Origin of the sequence: Sphingobium terrigena (assembly GCF_003591655.1) — a bacterium.
Lineage (GTDB): Bacteria > Pseudomonadota > Alphaproteobacteria > Sphingomonadales > Sphingomonadaceae > Sphingobium > Sphingobium terrigena.
Genome location: NZ_QVRA01000003.1, coordinates 128590 through 146632, shown reverse-complemented (window position 1 = coordinate 146632; position 18043 = coordinate 128590). Strand labels below are relative to the sequence as shown.

The 18043-nt window shown below is 63.7% G+C and carries 17 protein-coding genes; 7 read left to right on the top strand and 10 right to left on the bottom strand.

The genetic code is table 11. The features are described 5' to 3' along the window. Positions 1-28: 28 nt before the first annotated feature. Positions 29-1333 carry a dicarboxylate/amino acid:cation symporter gene (locus D0Z70_RS04640; protein ID WP_119744265.1) on the bottom strand — a complete coding sequence of 435 codons (1305 nt, stop codon included), beginning with the start codon at positions 1331-1333 and terminating at the stop codon, positions 29-31. 189 nt (positions 1334-1522) lie between these two features. Here D0Z70_RS04640 and D0Z70_RS04630 point away from each other — a divergent pair, with 189 nt between their 5' ends. After that, positions 1523-2896, top strand: a complete 1374-nt coding sequence (locus tag D0Z70_RS04630; protein ID WP_420820364.1) for a M20/M25/M40 family metallo-hydrolase — start codon at positions 1523-1525, stop codon at positions 2894-2896. A 117-nt stretch (positions 2897-3013) separates the two neighbouring features. Here D0Z70_RS04630 and leuA read toward each other — a convergent pair whose 3' ends face one another. The 7 genes from leuA to miaA all read right to left on the bottom strand — a co-directional run bounded on the left by leuA (position 3014) and on the right by miaA (position 10894). Next, entirely contained in the window at positions 3014-4684 is a 1671-nt protein-coding gene (gene leuA, locus D0Z70_RS04625; RefSeq protein WP_119744260.1) for a 2-isopropylmalate synthase, read from the bottom strand. Between the two features lie 344 nt (positions 4685-5028). Continuing rightward, positions 5029-5655, bottom strand: a complete 627-nt coding sequence (locus D0Z70_RS04620; RefSeq protein WP_119744258.1) for a YceI family protein — start codon at positions 5653-5655, stop codon at positions 5029-5031. 303 nt (positions 5656-5958) lie between these two features. Then, positions 5959-6978, bottom strand: a complete 1020-nt coding sequence (ilvC, locus tag D0Z70_RS04615) for a ketol-acid reductoisomerase (RefSeq protein ID WP_119744257.1) — start codon at positions 6976-6978, stop codon at positions 5959-5961. A gap of 220 nt (positions 6979-7198) precedes the next feature. Then, the gene (ilvN, locus tag D0Z70_RS04610) at positions 7199-7714 is read right to left on the bottom strand and encodes an acetolactate synthase small subunit (RefSeq protein WP_119744255.1); all 516 of its coding nucleotides are present in this window, start codon (positions 7712-7714) and stop codon (positions 7199-7201) included. Next, positions 7714-8073: a hypothetical protein gene (locus D0Z70_RS04605; protein ID WP_006960077.1), complete on the bottom strand. Its 360-nt coding sequence runs from the start codon at positions 8071-8073 to the stop codon at positions 7714-7716. Before D0Z70_RS04605 ends, ilvN begins: the two co-directional genes overlap by 1 nt. A 24-nt stretch (positions 8074-8097) precedes the next feature. Beyond that, complete coding sequence (locus D0Z70_RS04600) at positions 8098-9849, bottom strand: acetolactate synthase 3 large subunit (RefSeq protein ID WP_119744435.1); 1752 nt, start codon at positions 9847-9849, stop codon at positions 8098-8100. A 100-nt stretch (positions 9850-9949) separates the two neighbouring features. After that, positions 9950-10894, bottom strand: coding sequence for a tRNA (adenosine(37)-N6)-dimethylallyltransferase MiaA (gene miaA, locus D0Z70_RS04595; protein ID WP_119744254.1), 945 nt, complete (start codon positions 10892-10894; stop codon positions 9950-9952). On the opposite strand from miaA, the gene serB reads away from it, so the two are divergent. The 3 genes from serB to D0Z70_RS04580 all read left to right on the top strand — a co-directional run bounded on the left by serB (position 10893) and on the right by D0Z70_RS04580 (position 13749). Continuing rightward, positions 10893-11771, top strand: a complete 879-nt coding sequence (gene serB / locus D0Z70_RS04590; protein WP_119744252.1) for a phosphoserine phosphatase SerB — start codon at positions 10893-10895, stop codon at positions 11769-11771. The genes miaA and serB overlap by 2 nt on opposite strands. A 170-nt stretch (positions 11772-11941) precedes the next feature. Then, complete coding sequence (locus tag D0Z70_RS04585; protein ID WP_119744250.1) at positions 11942-12196, top strand: hypothetical protein; 255 nt, start codon at positions 11942-11944, stop codon at positions 12194-12196. After that, positions 12145-13749, top strand: coding sequence for a L,D-transpeptidase family protein (locus tag D0Z70_RS04580; protein ID WP_476712804.1), 1605 nt, complete (start codon positions 12145-12147; stop codon positions 13747-13749). Before D0Z70_RS04585 ends, D0Z70_RS04580 begins: the two co-directional genes overlap by 52 nt. A 208-nt stretch (positions 13750-13957) precedes the next feature. Here D0Z70_RS04580 and ruvX read toward each other — a convergent pair whose 3' ends face one another. Further along, positions 13958-14428, bottom strand: coding sequence for a Holliday junction resolvase RuvX (ruvX, locus tag D0Z70_RS04575; protein WP_119744248.1), 471 nt, complete (start codon positions 14426-14428; stop codon positions 13958-13960). Continuing rightward, positions 14425-15543, bottom strand: coding sequence for a DUF3089 domain-containing protein (locus D0Z70_RS04570; RefSeq protein ID WP_119744247.1), 1119 nt, complete (start codon positions 15541-15543; stop codon positions 14425-14427). Before D0Z70_RS04570 ends, ruvX begins: the two co-directional genes overlap by 4 nt. 140 nt (positions 15544-15683) lie before the next feature. On the opposite strand from D0Z70_RS04570, the gene gatC reads away from it, so the two are divergent. The 3 genes from gatC (at position 15684) to D0Z70_RS04555 (ending at position 18024) form a co-directional block, all read left to right on the top strand. Beyond that, positions 15684-15971, top strand: coding sequence for an Asp-tRNA(Asn)/Glu-tRNA(Gln) amidotransferase subunit GatC (gene gatC / locus D0Z70_RS04565; protein WP_119744246.1), 288 nt, complete (start codon positions 15684-15686; stop codon positions 15969-15971). Next, positions 15968-17452 (top strand): Asp-tRNA(Asn)/Glu-tRNA(Gln) amidotransferase subunit GatA, encoded by a 1485-nt coding sequence (gatA, locus tag D0Z70_RS04560; RefSeq protein WP_119744244.1) that lies wholly within the window; start codon positions 15968-15970, stop codon positions 17450-17452. The genes gatC and gatA overlap by 4 nt, the downstream gene beginning before the upstream one ends. 278 nt (positions 17453-17730) lie before the next feature. Then, on the top strand, positions 17731-18024 hold the full coding sequence (locus D0Z70_RS04555; protein WP_037477348.1) for an AbrB/MazE/SpoVT family DNA-binding domain-containing protein: 294 nt from the start codon (positions 17731-17733) through the stop codon (positions 18022-18024). Positions 18025-18043: the final 19 nt, after the last annotated feature.

Here is an 18043-nt window from a genome sequence, read left to right as displayed (position 1 = left end):
TGGATGTCCGAACGACCGAAAGCCGCCTTCAAACCCCCACCAACGCCCCCTCGCCATAATAAGCGCCCTCGTCCAATATCCCCTCGCGTTTGGCGACGACCACACCCACCAGCACCTGCCCCGCGACATTCACCGCCGTGCGGCCCATGTCGAGGATCGGGTCGATCGCCAGCAGCAGCCCCGCGCCTTCCAGCGGCAGGCCCAGCGTCGACAGGGTCAGCGTCAGCATCACCGTCGCGCCGGTCAGGCCCGCCGTGGCCGCCGAGCCGATCACCGATACCACCGCGATCAGCGCATAATCGACCAGGCCCAGCGGGATGCCGTAAAAGCCCGCGACGAAGATCGCCGCCAGCGCGGGGTAGATAGACGCGCAGCCGTCCATCTTGGTGGTCGACGCCAGCGGAATGGCGAAAGCGGCGTAGCTTTTGTCGACGCCCAGCCGCTCGGTGACAGCTTCCGTGACGGGCAGGGTGCCGACCGAGGAGCGGGAGACGAAGCCCAACTGGATGGCGGGCCAGGCCTTGGCGAAGAAGGGCAGGGGTTTCAAACCATGGGCGATCAGCAGCGTGGGGTAAACGATCAGCAGGACGATCGCCAAACCCAGATAGATGGCGCCGGTGAACACACCCAGCCGCGCCAGCGCGTCCCAGCCATAGGTGGCGACCGCAGCCCCAATCAGCCCCGCCGACCCGATCGGCGTCAGGCGGATGACCCAGCCCAGCAGCGCGCGCACCACCGCCAGCAGGGAGCGGACGAAGGCGAGGAAGGGGTCGGCCTTCTCCCCGACTTTAAGCGTCGCCAGGCCCACCGCGATGGCGATGACCAGCAATTGCAAGATGTTGAAGCTGATGCTGGTGCTGGCCGCGCCATCCTCGCCGATCTTGGTGCTGCCTGACAGCGCCAGGCTGTTGCCCGGCACCAGTCCTTTGAGGAAATCGAGCCAGCCGCCGACCGACGATGGCGGCTTGGCGACCAGCGCCGCATTGCTCAGCCCCACGCCCGGCTGGGTGATGATGCCGATGGCCAGGCCGATGATGACCGCGATCAGCGCGGTGATGGCGAACCACAGCAATGTCTGCCCCGCCAGCCGCGCGCCATTGTCGAGCGCGCGCAGATTGGCGATCGACGCGACGATGGCGGCGAACACCAAAGGCGGCACGATAGCCTTGAGCAACGAAACGAAGATCGATCCGACCGTCTTAAGCGTGGTCGCCAGTCCGTTGAGATCGCCATCCGGCCCAGCGCCGATCTGGCGCGCGACAAGGCCCAGCGCCAGCCCCGCGACCATGCCGACCAGCACCTGAAATCCGAAACTGCGATAGGGTAGGGCCATGTTGTACCGTCCTGTGGGCGTAGGCCGCCGATATGGGATCGACCAGGCCGATTGCGCGCAAGCAAATCTTGAGGGGGGACAAGGTGGATAAGGTGGCCCTCTTTCCGCCTGTCGTCGGGTCAAACGCATTGGCCGACGCAATCCGCTATGCCACACAGGGCGTCACGGTCCATCAGGGAGTGCAAATAGATGATGTTGCGGCGCATGACAGTGGCGATGACGGGCGCGGCGTTGATGCTGCCTAATGGCGCGATGGCGGCGGCGGACCCGGCGGTGGCGAAGGACATATTGATGCGCTCGGTCGCCTTTCGCACGGTGGAGGGGGCAGGGCAGGTGCCAAAGCTCGCGGCCTATTATGCGTCGGTGTTGAAGGCGGCGGGCTTTGCCGATGCCGACATCGTTATCACGCCGATCGGCGAAACGGCGACGCTGGCCGCGACGATCAAGGGGCGCGATGCGGCGCTCAAACCCCTGCTGATGATCGGCCATATGGATGTGGTGGCAGCCGACCGGGCGGACTGGACCCGCGATCCCTTCGTGCCGGTCGAGGAAAATGGCTATATTTTCGGGCGGGGCGCGGAGGATAATAAATATGATGTCGCGATGATGGTAGCGACGCTGGCGCAGCTCAAAAAACAGGGCTGGACCCCGCGCCGCACCGTTACCCTGCTCTTGTCGGGCGATGAAGAGACCGCGATGGTGACGACCAAGGCGCTGGCCGCGCAATACAGGCAAGCCGAATTGCTGCTGAACGGCGATGGCGGCGGCGGGCTGCTGAATGAGGAGGGGAAGCCCGTCCTCTATCAATTGCAGGCGGGCGAGAAAACCTATGCCGATTTCGAGATCGGCTTTACCGATCCGGGCGGGCATAGCAGCGCGCCGACGCCGGGCAATCCCATCTATCGGCTGGCAAAGGCCATCGACAGGATCGCGGCCTATCAATTCCCGCCGATGCGCAATGAGCTGACCAAAGCGTCGCTCAGCCTGTCGGCGGGCCGGATCGGCGGGGAGGTCGGCGCGGCGATGCAGCGTTATGCCGAGACGGGGGATGCGGCCGCGGCGGACCTGCTGTCGACCAAACCGGAATTTGTCGGGCAGGTCCGCACGACCTGCGTCGCGACCATGGCGCAGGCGGGCCATGCTTTGAATGCGCTGCCGCAGAGCGCGAAGGTCATGGTCAATTGCCGCATCTTCCCCGGCGTGGCGATCGACGCGGTCAAGGCGGAACTGGTGAAAGTGGTGGCGGACGATGGCGCGACTGTCAAAACGCTGGGCGATCCGCTGGCCAGCGATGCATCGCCCCTGCGCGCTGACGTCATGAAGGCGGTGCGCGACGCGGTGACCGCCCGTTCGCCGGGCATCACCGTAATGCCCGGCATGTCGTCAGGCGCGACCGACAGCCTCTATTTCCGCGCGCTGGGCGTGCCGAGTTACGGCGTGTCCAGCCTGTTCATGAAGGCCGAGGACGGCTTCGCCCATGGCCTCAACGAGCGGGTGCCGGTCGCGGGGATCGGGGAGTCGCTGGCGCAGTGGGACGCGGTGCTGCGGGCGCTGGCGAAGTAGAACATAATCTCCGTTCGCCCTGAGCGAAGTCGAAGGGCTCGCCCGACCAGCGGGAGGGCACTTCGCTTCGCTCAGTGGAGGGCTTCGACTTCGCTCAGCCCGAACGGATAAGTGAGTTTACCCCCGCGCCACCGCATTGGCCGCAGACAGCACGGCCTGCACCGAAGCGGTTGCAACGTCCGCATCCGTCCCCACGCCGAACACCGTGCGCCCGTCGGGCGTGCGGCATTCGACATAGGCGGCGGCGTTCACGTCGCTGCCCGATCCGATCGCATGTTCGCTATAGTCGGCAATCTCCAGCGCGACGCCCAGTTCGTCGCGCAGCGCCGCCAGCACCGATGACAGCAACCCGTTGCCACGCCCCGATATGCTGCGTTCGCCGCCCTTGTGGACGATCTTGCCGGTGAAGATGCGGTCGCCCGCCGCGCCGCCCTCCTGATAGTCGATCAGGCGATAGGCCTGTTCGCCGCCCAGATGATAATGGTCCTGAAAGGCAGTCCAGATGTCGGCGGCGTTGAGTTCGCTGCTGGACTGATCGGCCATGCCCTGCACCACGCGGCTGAAATCGGCCTGCATCCGCTTGGGCAGTTTGAAGCCCTTGTCCTGCTGCAACACCCAGGCGACGCCGCCCTTGCCCGATTGTGAATTGACGCGGATCACCGCTTCATAGTCGCGGCCCAGATCCTTGGGATCGATCGGCAGATAAGGCACGTCCCAGATCAGGTCGTTGCGCGCTTCTTGCGCCGCAAAACCCTTCTTGATCGCGTCCTGATGGCTGCCGGAAAAGGCCGTGAACACCAGTTCGCCAGCATAGGGGTGGCGCGGATGGACCGGCAACTGGTTGCAATATTCGACCGTCTGGATGACCTCATCAATGTCGCTGAAGTCCAGGCCGGGGTTGATCCCCTGCGTGTACATGTTGAGCGCCACGGTCACGATGTCGCAATTGCCGGTGCGTTCGCCATTGCCGAACAGGCAGCCTTCGACCCGATCCGCGCCCGCCATCAGCCCCAGTTCGGCGGCGGCGACACCCGTGCCGCGATCATTATGCGGATGCAGCGAGATCACGACGCTGTCGCGGCGCGAGATATGGCGGCACATCCATTCGATCTGGTCGGCATAGATGTTCGGCGTGGCGCACTCGACGGTCGCGGGCAGGTTCAGGATCAGCGGCTTGTCCGGCGTGGGCATCAAAATGTCCATCACCGCCTCGCAGCACTCCAGACTGAAATCCAGCTCGGCGGTGGAGAAGGTTTCGGGCGAATATTCAAAATGCCAGTCGGTATCGGGCTGGGCCGCTGCATTGTCGCGCAGCAGCTTGGCGGCAGTGACGGCGATCTCCTTGATCTGCGGCCTTTCCATGCCGAACACGATCCGCCGCCAGGCAGGCGACACCGCATTATAGACATGGACGATGGCCTTCTTCGCGCCGCGCAGCGATTCAAACGTCGTCGCGATCAAATCCTCACGCGCTTGCGTCAGCACCTGCACCATTACATCGTCGGGGATGCGCCCATCCTTCACCAGACTGCTGATGAAGTCGAACTCGGTCGCACTGGCAGACGGAAAACCGACCTCAATCTCCTTGACGCCGACCTTCACCAGCAGATCGAAAAAGCGGTTCTTTTTCTCCGCATTCATCGGGTCGATCAGCGCCTGATTACCATCGCGCAGGTCGGTCGAGAGCCAGCGCGGGGGCGAGGTGATGACATTGCCCGGCCATTGGCGATTGGGCAGGTCGATCTGGGGGAAGGCGCGATATTTCTGGGACGGATCGGTCAGCATCATGGGTCAGCTACTTCTTTTGCGAACGGGCGCGCGGCTATGAATGGCGCGCAGCCCGGTTAACGATGATCAGCGAAAAGGAAGCCCTTAGGCGTATCGTTGCTGCCCATAATCGAAAGGCAGCGCAAAAACCACGCCTAAGGGCGTGTAAGTCGTAGCAGGGGAAAAAGCGTCGCGCTCTGCATGATGGGTATGCTTGTAGCCGCTTTGGGGGCGGGGCGTCCAGTGCTTATTGCCCAACCCAGATCCGTCATCCTGACGAAAGTCACGATCCAGGGTCCGGTACACAGCGCCCGACGCCCTGGACCCCGGAGCAAGTCCGGGGTGACGGAGGTGGATTGATGGCCTTACTTCTGGAACGCAGCGACGATCTTCAGTTCGATCGCATCGCCGACCATCGGCACGCCATAGCCCATGCCGAAATCGCTGCGCTTGATCGCGCCGGTCGCGACGAAGCCGACATTTTCCTTGCCGCCCGCCATCGCCGGGGCCTTGCCCGCGCCGTAAAGTTCAGCGTCGAGCGTCACAGGCTTGGTCACGCCCTTGATCGTCAGATTGCCGGTAATGTCTGCGCCGGTCGCGCCGTCGGGCTTCACGCTGGTCGATACGAAGGTCGCGGTCGGGAATTTGGCGGCATCAAAGAAATCCGCCTTCATCAGATGCTCGTCCAGCTTGGGGACGCCGGTGCGCAGATTGGCGATCGTGAAGGTGACGGACACTTTGGATGCGGCCGGGTTCGCCTTGTCCAGGGTTAGCGTGCCGGTCGGTTCGGCGATGGTGCCCATATTGCTGGTGAAACCCATATGGTCCCACGCGAAAACGACCTGGGTATGGCCCGGATCGACGGTGTAGCTGCCGCCGGTCACTTTGGTGGCATCCTTGGTGCCGGGCGCGGTCATCGGCCCCTGCGCGATCAGGACGGTGCCGCCGGTCAGGGCGATCAGGGCAGCGGCAGGGATGAGATATTTTTTCATCTGGGACTCTCCAAAACGTGTCAGGGGCGCAGCTTGAATAAGCTACGCCCCTTAATTGTTCCAGAGCCGTAACCGGAAACGGATCGTTCCATCTTGAACACCTCTCCTAAAGGGGAGGACCTATCGCATTTGAAACTGTCTCCTCCTTCATCGTCATCCTGAACTTGTTTCAGGATCCATTTCTCGTTCCGAGCATCGGCTTTTGAGGCACGATGGATGCTGAAATAAATTCAGCATGACGTTGGAGAGGCAACGGAAAGTCAGTTGCGATAGTCCTGCCTTCAGGGCAGGGGCTTTTCAGGCTCAGTTCTTTTCCTGATCCACCAGCTTATTTGCGGCGATCCAGGGCATCATCGCGCGCAGTTTGGCGCCGGTTTCCTCGATCGGGTGGCGCTTGGCGGCGATGCGGCTGGCTTTCAGTTCCGGCTGGCCGGCGCGGTTGTCGAGGACGAAGTCCTTGACGAAGCGGCCCGACTGGATGTCGGCGAGCACGCGCTTCATTTCCTTCTTGGTTTCTTCGGTGATGATGCGCGGGCCGGTCTTGATGTCGCCATATTCGGCGGTGTTGCTGATCGAATAGCGCATGTTGGCGATGCCGCCTTCATACATCAGGTCGACGATCAGCTTGAGTTCGTGCAGGCACTCGAAATAGGCCATTTCCGGTGCGTAACCGGCTTCCACCAGCGTTTCGAAACCGGCCTGGACCAGCGCAGTGGCGCCGCCGCACAGCACGGCCTGCTCGCCGAACAGGTCGGTTTCGCATTCCTCGCGGAAGTTGGTTTCGATGATGCCGCTGCGGCCACCGCCCACGCCGCTGGCGTAGGACAAGGCGATGTCATGGGCGTTGCCGGTCGCGTCCTGATAGACGGCGATCAGGCAGGGGACGCCACCGCCGCGCTGATATTCGCTGCGCACGGTGTGGCCCGGACCCTTGGGCGCGATCATGATGACGTCAATGTCCTTGCGCGGCTCGATCAGGCCGAAATGGACGTTCAGGCCATGCGCAAAAGCCAGCGCCGCGCCGGGGCGCAGATTGGCGTGGATGTCGTCGGCATAGATGGCGGCCTGATGCTCGTCGGGGGCGAGGATCATGAGGACGTCGGCCCAGGCGGCGGCTTCGGCATTCGGCAATACCTTGAAGCCTGCACCTTCGGCCTTCTTCGCGCTGCCTGAACCGGGGCGCAGGGCGATGGCGACTTCGGCCACGCCGCTGTCGCGCAGATTTTGCGCATGGGCATGACCCTGCGAACCGTAACCCAGGATGGCGACCTTCTTGCCCTTGATCAGGCCGATGTCCGCGTCGTGATCGTAATAAACCTTCATGAGTGTCTCTTCCCTCGAACCGTGCCATTTTCCTCGCCCCTTCAGGGGAGAGGATACGAAATCTTGGCGCGGCGAAGCCGTGCCTAGATGAAGTTGGAGAGGGGGACCGCTGTGCCAGCCCCCTCTCCAGCTGCGACTAGGCAGTCGATCAGAGTCACGTGCCTCTGAATCGACTGCCAAGTCTCGCTTCCTCTCCCCGCCGGGGAGAGGAGAATTCAGGTTAAATCGCTTCTGTCCCCCGGATCAGGCCGACGACACCGGTGCGGCCAACTTCGACCAGGCCGATCTGGCGCATCAGGCCAACGAAATTATCGACCTTGTCGGTGGTGCCGGTAATCTCGAAAATGAAGCTTTCAATGGTCGTGTCGACCACCTTGGCGCGGAACACGTCGGCCAGGCGCAGCGCCTCGATCCGGTCCTCGCCAACGCCAGCGACCTTCACCAGCGCCAGTTCGCGTTCGACGAAGGGACCGGCTTCAGTCAGGTCGGTGACTTTGTGGACCGACACCAGCCGGTCAAGTTGCGCCATGATCTGGTCGATCACCTTGGGCGGGCCGTTGGTGACGATGGTGATGCGGCTGACGCCATGGTCCTGGGTGATGTCGGCCACGGTCAGGCTGTCGATATTATAGCCGCGCGCGGTGAACAGGCCCGCGATGCGCGCCAATATGCCCGCCTCGTTGGAGACGGTCAGCGACAGGACGTGCCGCTGGCTCAATTCTTCCTGAATATGCATCAGATGCTTGTCCCGTTATCCTGCTCTGCGTGCCCGTCCGCATTGTCGGGTCGCTGCGAAATCATTGCCGTAAAGGCATAGTGCCAGCCGCCATCCTGCCGGTGGGCGAGGCGGACGGGAAAGCCCGTCACCGCATCGAACATCCGGCTCAGATGCTCACCCACATAGCGCGGCCCGATCAGCAGCGTGCCGATGTGCCGCTCATGATGCTCGAACCCATGGTCCAGATGCACTTCCCATTCCTCATTGTCCGGGTCGGCATGATCGATGGTCCAGCCGGTCAGCTCGGCGCTGCCCGCGTTCCGCTCGAAATCCCAGGGTTCCGTGACGTGGATGCGCAGTTTGAGGTGCTGCGTCACATCCCAATCCTCAATGGCCCATCCTCATACCAGCGCCTTGGCTTCGTCCGTCATGCTGCCCTTCACCTGGCTGGGATCGAGCAGCATCTCGGTATGCGCCGCGCCCGACGGGATCATCGGGAAGCAGTTGGACAGTTTCGCCACGCGGCAATCGACGATCACCGGGCCGGGCGTGTCGATCATGGCGCGGATGCCGCTTTCCAGATCAGCGGGGCCGTCGATGCGGATGCCGGTCCAGCCATAGGCTTCGGCCAGCTTCACGAAATCGGGCAGGCTGTCGGAATAGCTGTTGGAATAGCGGCTCTGATAGGTCAGTTCCTGCCACTGGCGGACCATGCCCATATATTCATTGTTCAGGATGAAGATCTTGACCGGCAGGCGATATTGGCTGGCCGTCCCCATTTCCTGAATGTTCATCTGGATCGACGCATCGCCCGCGACGCAGATGACCAGACTGTCGGGATTGCCCATCTGCGCGCCGATGGCGGCGGGAAAGCCATAGCCCATGGTGCCCAGGCCACCCGACGTCAGCCATTTGTTGGGCGCATCGAAACCGAAATGCTGCGCCGCCCACATCTGGTGCTGGCCGACTTCGGTAGTAATGATGACGTCCTTGCCGGTCGCGGTGCACGCCGTGTACAGGTCGGCGATCGCGCGCTGGGGCATGATCTCGGTCGCGTTTTCGGCATAGTCGAGCGACTTTTTCGCGCGCCAGCCGTCAATCTGCGCCCACCAGGCCGACAGGTCGGCGGCTTCATGACCGCGTGCCTTCCACAGCGCCACCATGTCGGTCAGCGCGCTGCCAACGTCGGCGACGATGGCGACATCGACATCGACGATCTTGTTGATGCTGCTGCGGTCGATATCGATATGCACCTTGCGGCTGCCCGGCGAGAAAGCGTCTAGACGGCCGGTCACCCGGTCATCGAAACGCGCGCCGACGCAGACGATCAGGTCCGCCTGATTCATCGCAAAATTGGCTTCATAGGTGCCATGCATCCCCAGCATTCCCAGCCATTGCGGCCCGGTTGCGGGATAGGCACCCAGACCCATCAGCGTCGATGTGACGGGCGCACCGGTCAACGCGGCCAGTTCGCGCAGCAGGGTGGAGGCTTCCGGCCCGCTGTTGATGACGCCGCCGCCGGTATAGAAAACCGGGCGTTCGGCCGCTGCCAGCATCTCGACGGCCGCGTCGATCCCGGCGGCGTCCGCCTTGGTCTGCGGGCGATAGCTGGCATGGGCGACCGGTTCGGGACGCTTGTAGGGTGCGGTGGCGATCTGGACATTCTTTGGAATGTCGATGACGACCGGGCCGGGGCGACCGGTGGTGGCGATATGGAACGCCTCATGAATGACGCCCGCCAGTTTGGCCGGGTCTTTCACCAGATAATTATGCTTGGTGCAGTGGCGCGTGATGCCGACCGTGTCGGCTTCCTGAAATGCGTCGGTGCCGATCAGCTGCGTGGGAACCTGGCCGGTGATGACGACCATGGGAATGGAATCCATCAGCGCGTCGGTGATGCCGGTGACGGCATTGGTGGCGCCGGGGCCGGACGTGACCAGAACGACGCCGGGCTTCCCCGTCGACCGGGCATAGCCCTCCGCCATATGGGTCGCGCCCTGTTCGTGGCGGACCAGCACATGTTTGATCGTGGGATGATTGAAGAGCGCGTCGTAAATGGGCAGCACCGCGCCGCCCGGATAGCCGAACACGACTTCGACGCCCAGATCCAGCAGGCATTCGACCAAAATGTCCGCGCCGCTCTTTTCGGCCACGATAGATTCCTTCGCATTGTTCAAGCTGCGCCCTTTGCGTCAAGCGACGCGAAATGGCAAGGAGGCCGCCACTATCTGACACAAAATGACGTGTCAAATACTATTGTTGTAATTTAATTACTAATTCATCGATAATTTTGTCATCAATATGCCGTCTCTCGCGCGCCCAGCCCGGCGGCGGCTGGTTGGAGAACCAGGTATATTGCCGCTTGGCATATTGCCGTGTCGCCAGCCGACCTTTTTCAATTGCTATGTCCAGCTCAGTGTCGCCTTTGATCCAGCCGCGGATGTCCGGCACCCCGATCGCCCGCATTACCGGCAGGTCGGGGTGCAGCTTGCGCGCCAGCAACGCCTCCACCTCCGCCACCGCGCCTTGCTCCATCATCAGCCCGAACCGCCGGTCGCACCGCTCCATCAGCCAGTCGCGCGGCGGCAGCAGGATCATCGGGGACAGGGTAATGGTGTCGCCAATCCCGCCGCTCTTATGCTGCTGCCAGGCTTTGAGCGGCCTGCCGGTCGATCGCACCACCTCCAGCGCCCGCGCCACCCGCGTCGTGTCGGCAGGGGCGAGGCGGGCGGCGGCTTCGGGATCTTCGACGCGCAGCGCTGCATGGGCGTCGGCCACCGGCAGCGCCCGCACCGTCGCGCGAATCTCCGGGTCAATCTCCGGCACCGGGGCGATCCCATCCAGCAGTGTGCGAATATAGAGGCCGGTCCCGCCGACCAGCACCGGCAGGCGGCCCGCGTCATGGGCGGCGGCGATCTCCGCCTTCGCCTCTGCCGCCCAGCGCGGTGCGGTGCAGGCCTCCGCCCCGTCAATATGACCGAACAGCCGGTGCGGCACATCGCCCATCTCCTCTGGCGAAGGCCGGGCGGACAGGATGGCAAGGTCGGCATAGACCTGGCTGGCATCGGCATTGATGACGACGCCATTGGTGGTCTTGGCCAGCGCAATGGCAAGCGCGCTCTTGCCGCTGGCGGTCGGCCCGGCAATAAGCGCGACCCGTGGGCGGGATTCGCCCTGTTGTGGTTCGGAGGTAAGCATGTTCGTCGCGACCTTAGTGGCAAGCGCCTCGATGGGGCAGGGGGATATTGCAGCGGCCGCCGATCGGCTTGCCAAGGCGGGTTGCCAGCCGGGCGATACCCTATGGCTGGACGCAGGCAAGGCCGCCGACATATTCTTCGCCGCCGATCCGGTCGCGGCCCGCGCGGCGCTGACCGGTCTGGGGCAGGGGATCGACATCATCGTCCAGCCGCAAGCCACCCGTGAAAAGGCGCTGATCATCGCCGACATGGATTCGACCATGATCACGGTCGAATGTATCGACGAACTGGCCGACTATGCCGGGATCAAGCCGCAGATCGCCGAGATTACCGAACGGGCGATGCGCGGCGAACTGGACTTTGCGGGCGCGCTGGACGAGCGGGTCGCGCTGCTCAAGGGGCTGGACGACAGCGCCATCGACCGCTGCCGCGCCGAGCGGGTGACGATCATGCCGGGGGCCATCGCATTGGTCCGCACGATGAAGGCGCGCGGCGCACGGGCATTGCTGGTGTCTGGCGGCTTCACCCGCTTTACAGGACCAGTGGCGGAAGAAATCGGCTTCGACGCTGCTGTCGCCAATGTACTGGAAATCGCCGACGGCGCGCTGCTGGGTACTGTCTCCCGCCCCATCGTGGACGCCGCGCGCAAGCGGGCGGAACTGGAAGCGATGATTGCTGGCGGCATCGACCGTGCGCTGACGCTGGCCGTGGGCGACGGCGCGAACGACATTCCGATGATCGAGGGGGCAGGGCTGGGCGTTGCCTATCATGCCAAGCCCAAGACCCGCGCGGCGGCGGCGGCGGAGATCGTCCATGGCGACCTGTCGGTGCTGCTTTATGCGCAGGGCATTGCCTCCGCCGATTGGGTGCAGGACTGATTTTCGGTCCTTTCGACGCATTATCTTGGTTAAGCCACTATTCGCCGTCATTTCGCTCCGGTAATGGATTATTTTGCGTGGTTCGCACGTTGGCGTCGCGTCGCACTGGTTGCGGCAAGAGGTCCAACGCGGCGTCCGGCGATCCCCGCCATCGCGCCCAGGGAGAAGATATGAAAATCAACCATATGGCTTTGGCTGCTGCCGGACTGCTCGCGCTGAGCGCCTGCGCGACGAATGAAGCCCCCGTCACCGTCGCGCCGCCCGTCGGCCCCGGCGCGATTGCCGGCACCGTTGCCGCCGACCGCGATGGCGACGGCTATGTCGATGGCTATTATACGTCGGACGGCATGTATCACGCCGTGCAGGGTCCGCCTTGCCCGCCGCCGCCCCCGCCGCCCGCACCCCGTCGCGGAGAACGCGGCTGATCCGTAACACAGATCGGGCGCGGCATCATCGCCGCGTCCGCACCTTGCCCCTCGCCCTGCTGCTGGCAGCGTGCGCCGTCACGCCTTTAGCCGCGCGCGCCCAGCCTGTAGCATCCTCCGACGCAGGGAAGTCCAGCGTCGCGACCGAAATCCGCGCGGGCGTCAGCGGCAAGCTCAAGGAATTTTACGCCCCCCGTGGCTATTGGCCGCTCTGGGTCGAAAAAGACGCGATCGGGCCGCAGGCTGACGCGTTGCTGGCGCTGATCGCCAGCGTCGATGTCGATGGCCTCGATCCCCGCGACTATGACCCGCGCGGCCTCCAGCGCCTGATCGAGGAAGCCGACGCCAGCGCCACCCCCAAGGCGCTCGCCCGCGCTGACCTGGCCCTGTCCAAGGCGTTCGCCGCGCTGGTCGCCGACATGCGCCGTCCGGCGCGGGGCATGGGGATGCGCTATCTCGACCCGGAAGTGGAGCCGCGCGATCCCGATCCGTCTGACCTGCTGCGCGCCGCCGCCATTACCCCGTCGCTGACCGACTATATTCAGACTGCAGGCTGGATGAGTCCCTTCTACATGCAGTTGCGCACCGCCCGCGCCTACTATCAGGCGAAGTGGGGCGACCTGCCAGACGTGACCGTGCCGGAAGGCGTCAAGCTGCGCCCCGGTGGTCGCGTGCCGGAAATCGCGCTGCTGCGCCATCGGCTCGGCCTGCCCGACGGCACCGCCTATGACAAGGCGCTGGCGGCGCGGGTGCGCAGCTTTCAAAGCGACCATGGCCTGACCGCTGATGGCGTCGCTGGGGCGCAGACCATCGTCGCGCTCAACCGGGGCGCGACCTATTATGAGCGGCTACTGGCGCTCAATATGGAGCGGACCCGGCTGCTCCCCGGTCCCTGGGTGCGCCATGTCGTGGTCGATGCCGCATCGGCGCGGCTCTGGTATTACAGCAAGGGTTCGCTCGACGGCACGATGAAGGTCGTGGCGGGCGCGAAGGACACGCAGACGCCGATGATGGCGGGGATGATCCGCTACGCCACGCTCAACCCCTATTGGAATATTCCGCCCGATCTGGTGAAAAGCCGGGTCGCGCCCAAAATCCTGAACGGGGCGTCGCTCAAAGCCATGCATTATGAGGCGCTGGCCGACTGGAGCGCGAATCCCGCGTCACTCGCCCAGAGCGCCATCGACTGGCGGTCGGTCGCGGCGGGGCGCAGCGAAGTGCGCGTTCGCCAGTTGCCCGGCGGCGACAATGCGATGGGCCGGGTCAAGTTCATGTTCCCCAACGACCTTGGTATCTACCTCCACGACACCCCCTCGCGCGACCTGTTCGCCAAACCCGCGCGCCATTTCAGTAATGGCTGTGTCCGGCTGGAGGATGCCCAGCGCCTGGGCCGCTGGTTCTTCGGCAAGCAGCCGGTGGCGGACGGCAGCGCCCCGGAACAGCATCAGCCTTTGCCGCAACCGGTGCCGGTGTTCCTCACCTACCTGACGGCAGTGCCCACGGCGCAGGGGGTGCAGTTTTTGCCGGATGTTTACGGGCGGGACGGGGATTAGGGAGGCATTAAAGAGGGGGCTATCGCATATCGAACTGCCCTATCTTTCATCGTCATGCTGAACTTGTTTCAGCATCCATTTATCGTCTCCAGCGGCGGCTTTTGGGGCATGATGGATCCTGAAATAAATTCAGGATGACGTTGTCGGGGTAACGAAAAGTCGTATGCGATTCCACTGCCCTTAAAGGCGAGGAGTAGGGGGCATCGATCTAAAGCCCCGCCACCAACCCGTCGATCGCGCCCTGTAAAATGTAACTCGCCGCCAGCTTGTCGACCAGCACTTCGCGGCGGGCGCGGCTGGCGTCGGCTTCCAGCAGGGTGCGGGTGACGGCCTGGGTCGACCAGCGTTCGTCCCACAGCAGGATCGGCAGCCCCAGATCGAGGAGGTTCTGCGCAAAGGCGCGGCTCGACTGGCTGCGTGGGCTGCCGGTGCCGTCCAGGTTGAGCGGCAGGCCGATGACGATGCCCTTGACCTGCTGCTCCGCGATAAAGGCCGCGATCGCAATCTTGTCCTTGGTGAACTTGCCGCGGCTGATCGTGTGGGCGGGGCTGGCGATCGACCAGCGATCGTCGCACAGCGCCAGCCCGATTGTTTTGGTCCCGACATCCATACCAATCAGCCGCCCGCCGTCGGGCAGGCACTCGCGAAACGCCACGCGGTCCGTGGTCAGCAGGCTCATGATTTGACGAACGCGGCCAGCCGTTGCCGGGCATCGTCGCGGACATTGGCCCAGAACAGGCTGTAATCATAGACATGGTAGTTGTTGCCGGGCAGGGTGAACGGTCCCATGTCCACCGGCTCGCCGATCATCAGCACCCCGCTGGTGTCGCAGCGCGCAGGCACGACGCCTGACAGGAGGCGCGGGGGCTTGCCTTCTTCCCGGCTGTCGAGCGTGCCGCGATTGGCGCTGGCCGGGGCCGCGCCGTTGAATGCGCCGGTGAGGGGGTTGGTGCAGAGCATGTGCGTGCCCTTGCGCGGCTTGCCGCTATAGCCGGTTTTCTTGCCGAACGTCTCGATCACCGCCGACGGATCGGCCGGTTCGGCATAGCTTTGCCAGCTGACGATACAATGCGCCTGCGCTGCCCGCGCGCAGGCCGGCAGGCCGAGTGCGGGCAGGTCTGCCTCTACAGAAATCGGCCAGCCCACCGCATAGACCGCCGCGACCCGGTCCGCGACCGGCTTGCCCGCGACTTGCTCGCGCAGCAATTGCAGCAGGTGGCGTGACCCCTGGCTATGCCCGGCCAGGATCAGCGGCCCGGTAGGATTGGCTTTCAGGAAGGCGGCGAAAGCCTGGGCCACGTCGCGATAGGCCGCGGCGAGCGCCTTGTCGCCCTCCGGCCCGTCGGTCAGGAAGGCGCCATAATTGGCCTGGCGATAACGCGGCGCCCACACATTGCCCGCCGCGTTGAAGGCGCTGGCCTGTCCGGTGACGAAGCGGCGCGCGGTGCTGGCCGCTTCCTTGTCGTCCAGCCTGACATTCCAATGGGCGTCGCCAAAGGTGGTGATGTAGCTGGTGGGGTGGATGAAGAACACCGCAGCTTTTTCCGGCACGGGCGCGTCCTTGATCCCCTGCGGCGTCCAGAGTGCGGGATTGTCCTTCACAATATCGGGCCGGGCGATCCACATCGCCTGCCCGTCATAGGCGTCGGCGGGCAGGGGCTTAAGGTCGCTAAACGCCTCGCGCGGCACCATGACCGTGCGGATCAGCTGCATCCCCCAGATGCGATAGACCAGCAGCGCGGCGATCACCAGCACCACAAGTCCAGCGATGACATAGAGGAATTTGCGCGCCACGACTGCTCTCCGATGTTGGCCGGAACCCGTCCCGCCTTTCTGCCCGCCTGTCTGGCCCAACCGCCGCGGCGGCGCAAGATGAACCATGGTCGGCAGGTCGCCCCTTGAAGCGCGCTAAACCGAGTGCTAGCGGCGGAGCCATGTCGATAGACCTTCAAACCGTAAAAAAGATCGCCAGCCTCTCGCGCATTTCGGTGACCGACGCCGAAGCGCAAGCGATGGTGCCTGAACTCAACAACATCCTTGGCTGGGTGGAGCAATTGGGCGAGGTGGACGTCACCGGCATACAGCCGATGACCGCCGTCATCCCCAACACCCAACGCCTGCGCGTGGACGCCGTGACCGACGGCAATGTCCGCGAGCATGTGCTGGCCAATGCGCCGCAGGCCGAGCATGGCTTTTTTGCCGTTCCCAAGGTGATCGAGTGACCAATCTTACTGACCTGACCGTAGCCGAAATCCGCGACGGATTCCGCGCTGGTGATTTTTCCGCGCGCGAAGTGGCCGAAGGTTTCAACGCTAATGTCGCGGCGGCCAAGGCGCTTAACGCCTTCATCGTCGAAACGCCGGAAAAGGCGCTGGCCGCTGCGGGTGCAGCCGATGCTGCGAAGGCCGCTGGCGAAACGCTGGGCGCGCTGGCTGGTGTGCCGATCGGCATGAAGGATCTGTTCTGCACAGAGGGCGTTCAGACCACCGCTGCGTCGCACATGCTGGAAGGTTTCGTGCCAACCTATGAATCGACCGTGTCGGGCAAGCTGTGGGCGGCGGGCGCAGGGATGCTGGGCAAGCTGAACCTTGACCAGTTCGCCATGGGATCGTCCAACGAGACCAGCTATTTCGGCAATGTCATCTCGCCCTGGAAACGCGGCGGCGGTGACAATGCGGCGCTGGCCCCCGGCGGCTCTTCGGGCGGCTCATCCTCGGCCATTTCCGCGCGGCTCTGCCCGGCAGCGACTGGCACCGATACCGGCGGGTCGATCCGCCAGCCTGCCGCCTTCACCGGCATTTCGGGCATCAAGCCGACCTATGGCCGCTGCTCGCGCTGGGGCATCGTGGCGTTTGCAAGTTCGCTCGATCAGGCTGGGCCGATGGCGCGGACGGTGCGCGACAATGCGTTGCTGCTGGAAGTGATGGCGGGTTTCGATCCCAAGGATTCCACCAGCCTTGATTTGGCCGTGCCTCAGTGGGAAGCGAACCTGTCCAGCGACCTGCGCGGCAAGACGGTCGGCATTCCCAGGGAATATCGCCCCGATGGCCTGAACGCGGAAATCGCGGCTTTGTGGGACAAGGGCATCGCCTGGCTCAGGGACGCAGGCGCGAACGTGGTGGACGTGTCGCTGCCGCATACGAAATATGCGCTGCCGACCTATTATATCATCGCGCCCGCCGAAGCCTCCTCCAACCTCGCCCGTTATGACGGCGTGCGCTATGGGCAGCGCGACCTGCCCGATGGCGCAGGCTTGCAGGACATGTATGCCGCGACCCGCGCCGCCGGTTTCGGGCCGGAGGTCAAGCGCCGCATCATGATCGGCACCTATGTGCTGTCGGCGGGTTTCTACGACGCCTATTATACCCAGGCGCAGAAGGTCCGGGCGCTGATTTCGCGCGATTTTGACCGGGCGTTTGAACAATGCGACCTGCTGCTGACCCCCACCGCACCAAGCGCGGCCTTCACGCTGGGCGAAAAGCAGGCCGATCCGCTGGCCATGTATTTGAACGACGTGTTCACCGTGCCAGCCTCGCTCGCCGGGCTGCCCGCAATGAGCGTGCCAGGCGGGCTGGATAGCCAGGGCCTGCCGCTGGGCTTGCAGATCATCGGCAAGGCGCTGGACGAGCAGACTGTGCTGAACGCGGGGTTGGCGATCGAAGAACGGGCAGGCTTTGTGGCGCGGCCGGACAAGTGGTGGTGAGATGAGTGGCGGAATCGTCATTGTTTTAGTCTTAGGCGCAATTGCAATTGCGCGGGCTAAGCTAGGCGACGTTACTTACGACAGGATAGTGGTCACGGCATTTAAGTGGTTGTTTGGTTTTGCTGCGATCTTCTTCATTGGGGCTTACATATCCAGCCACGCCTTTCGCTAGGTTAGAGCAAGATCAACGACTGAATCGCCCCATCGCATCCATTGCGTAACCGGCGATTGAAGATAGGGTTGCAAAGTGTTACCTTGGTAACACTGGAGATTGGGCAATGAACGCGCAGAGCAAGATCGACACCGGAACCATGACGAGCAAGGGTCAGATATTGATCCCCAAAGCCATGCGCGACGCCGCCGGTCTGGTGCCAGGGCAGCCTTACAAGGTTGTGCTGAATGAAGCGGGGCAAGTGGTGGTCGCGCCTCTGGGGTTCAGCCCTGAGGAAGCAGCGGAGCGAAGCCGACGGGTGCGCGAAGCGATCAATGCGATCGCCGGGAAATATCCCAATCCTGACGGTATGAGTACGGATGAGTATATGCGGGAGATACGGGGCAATTACGAACCGTGATCCTTGTCGATTCAAACGT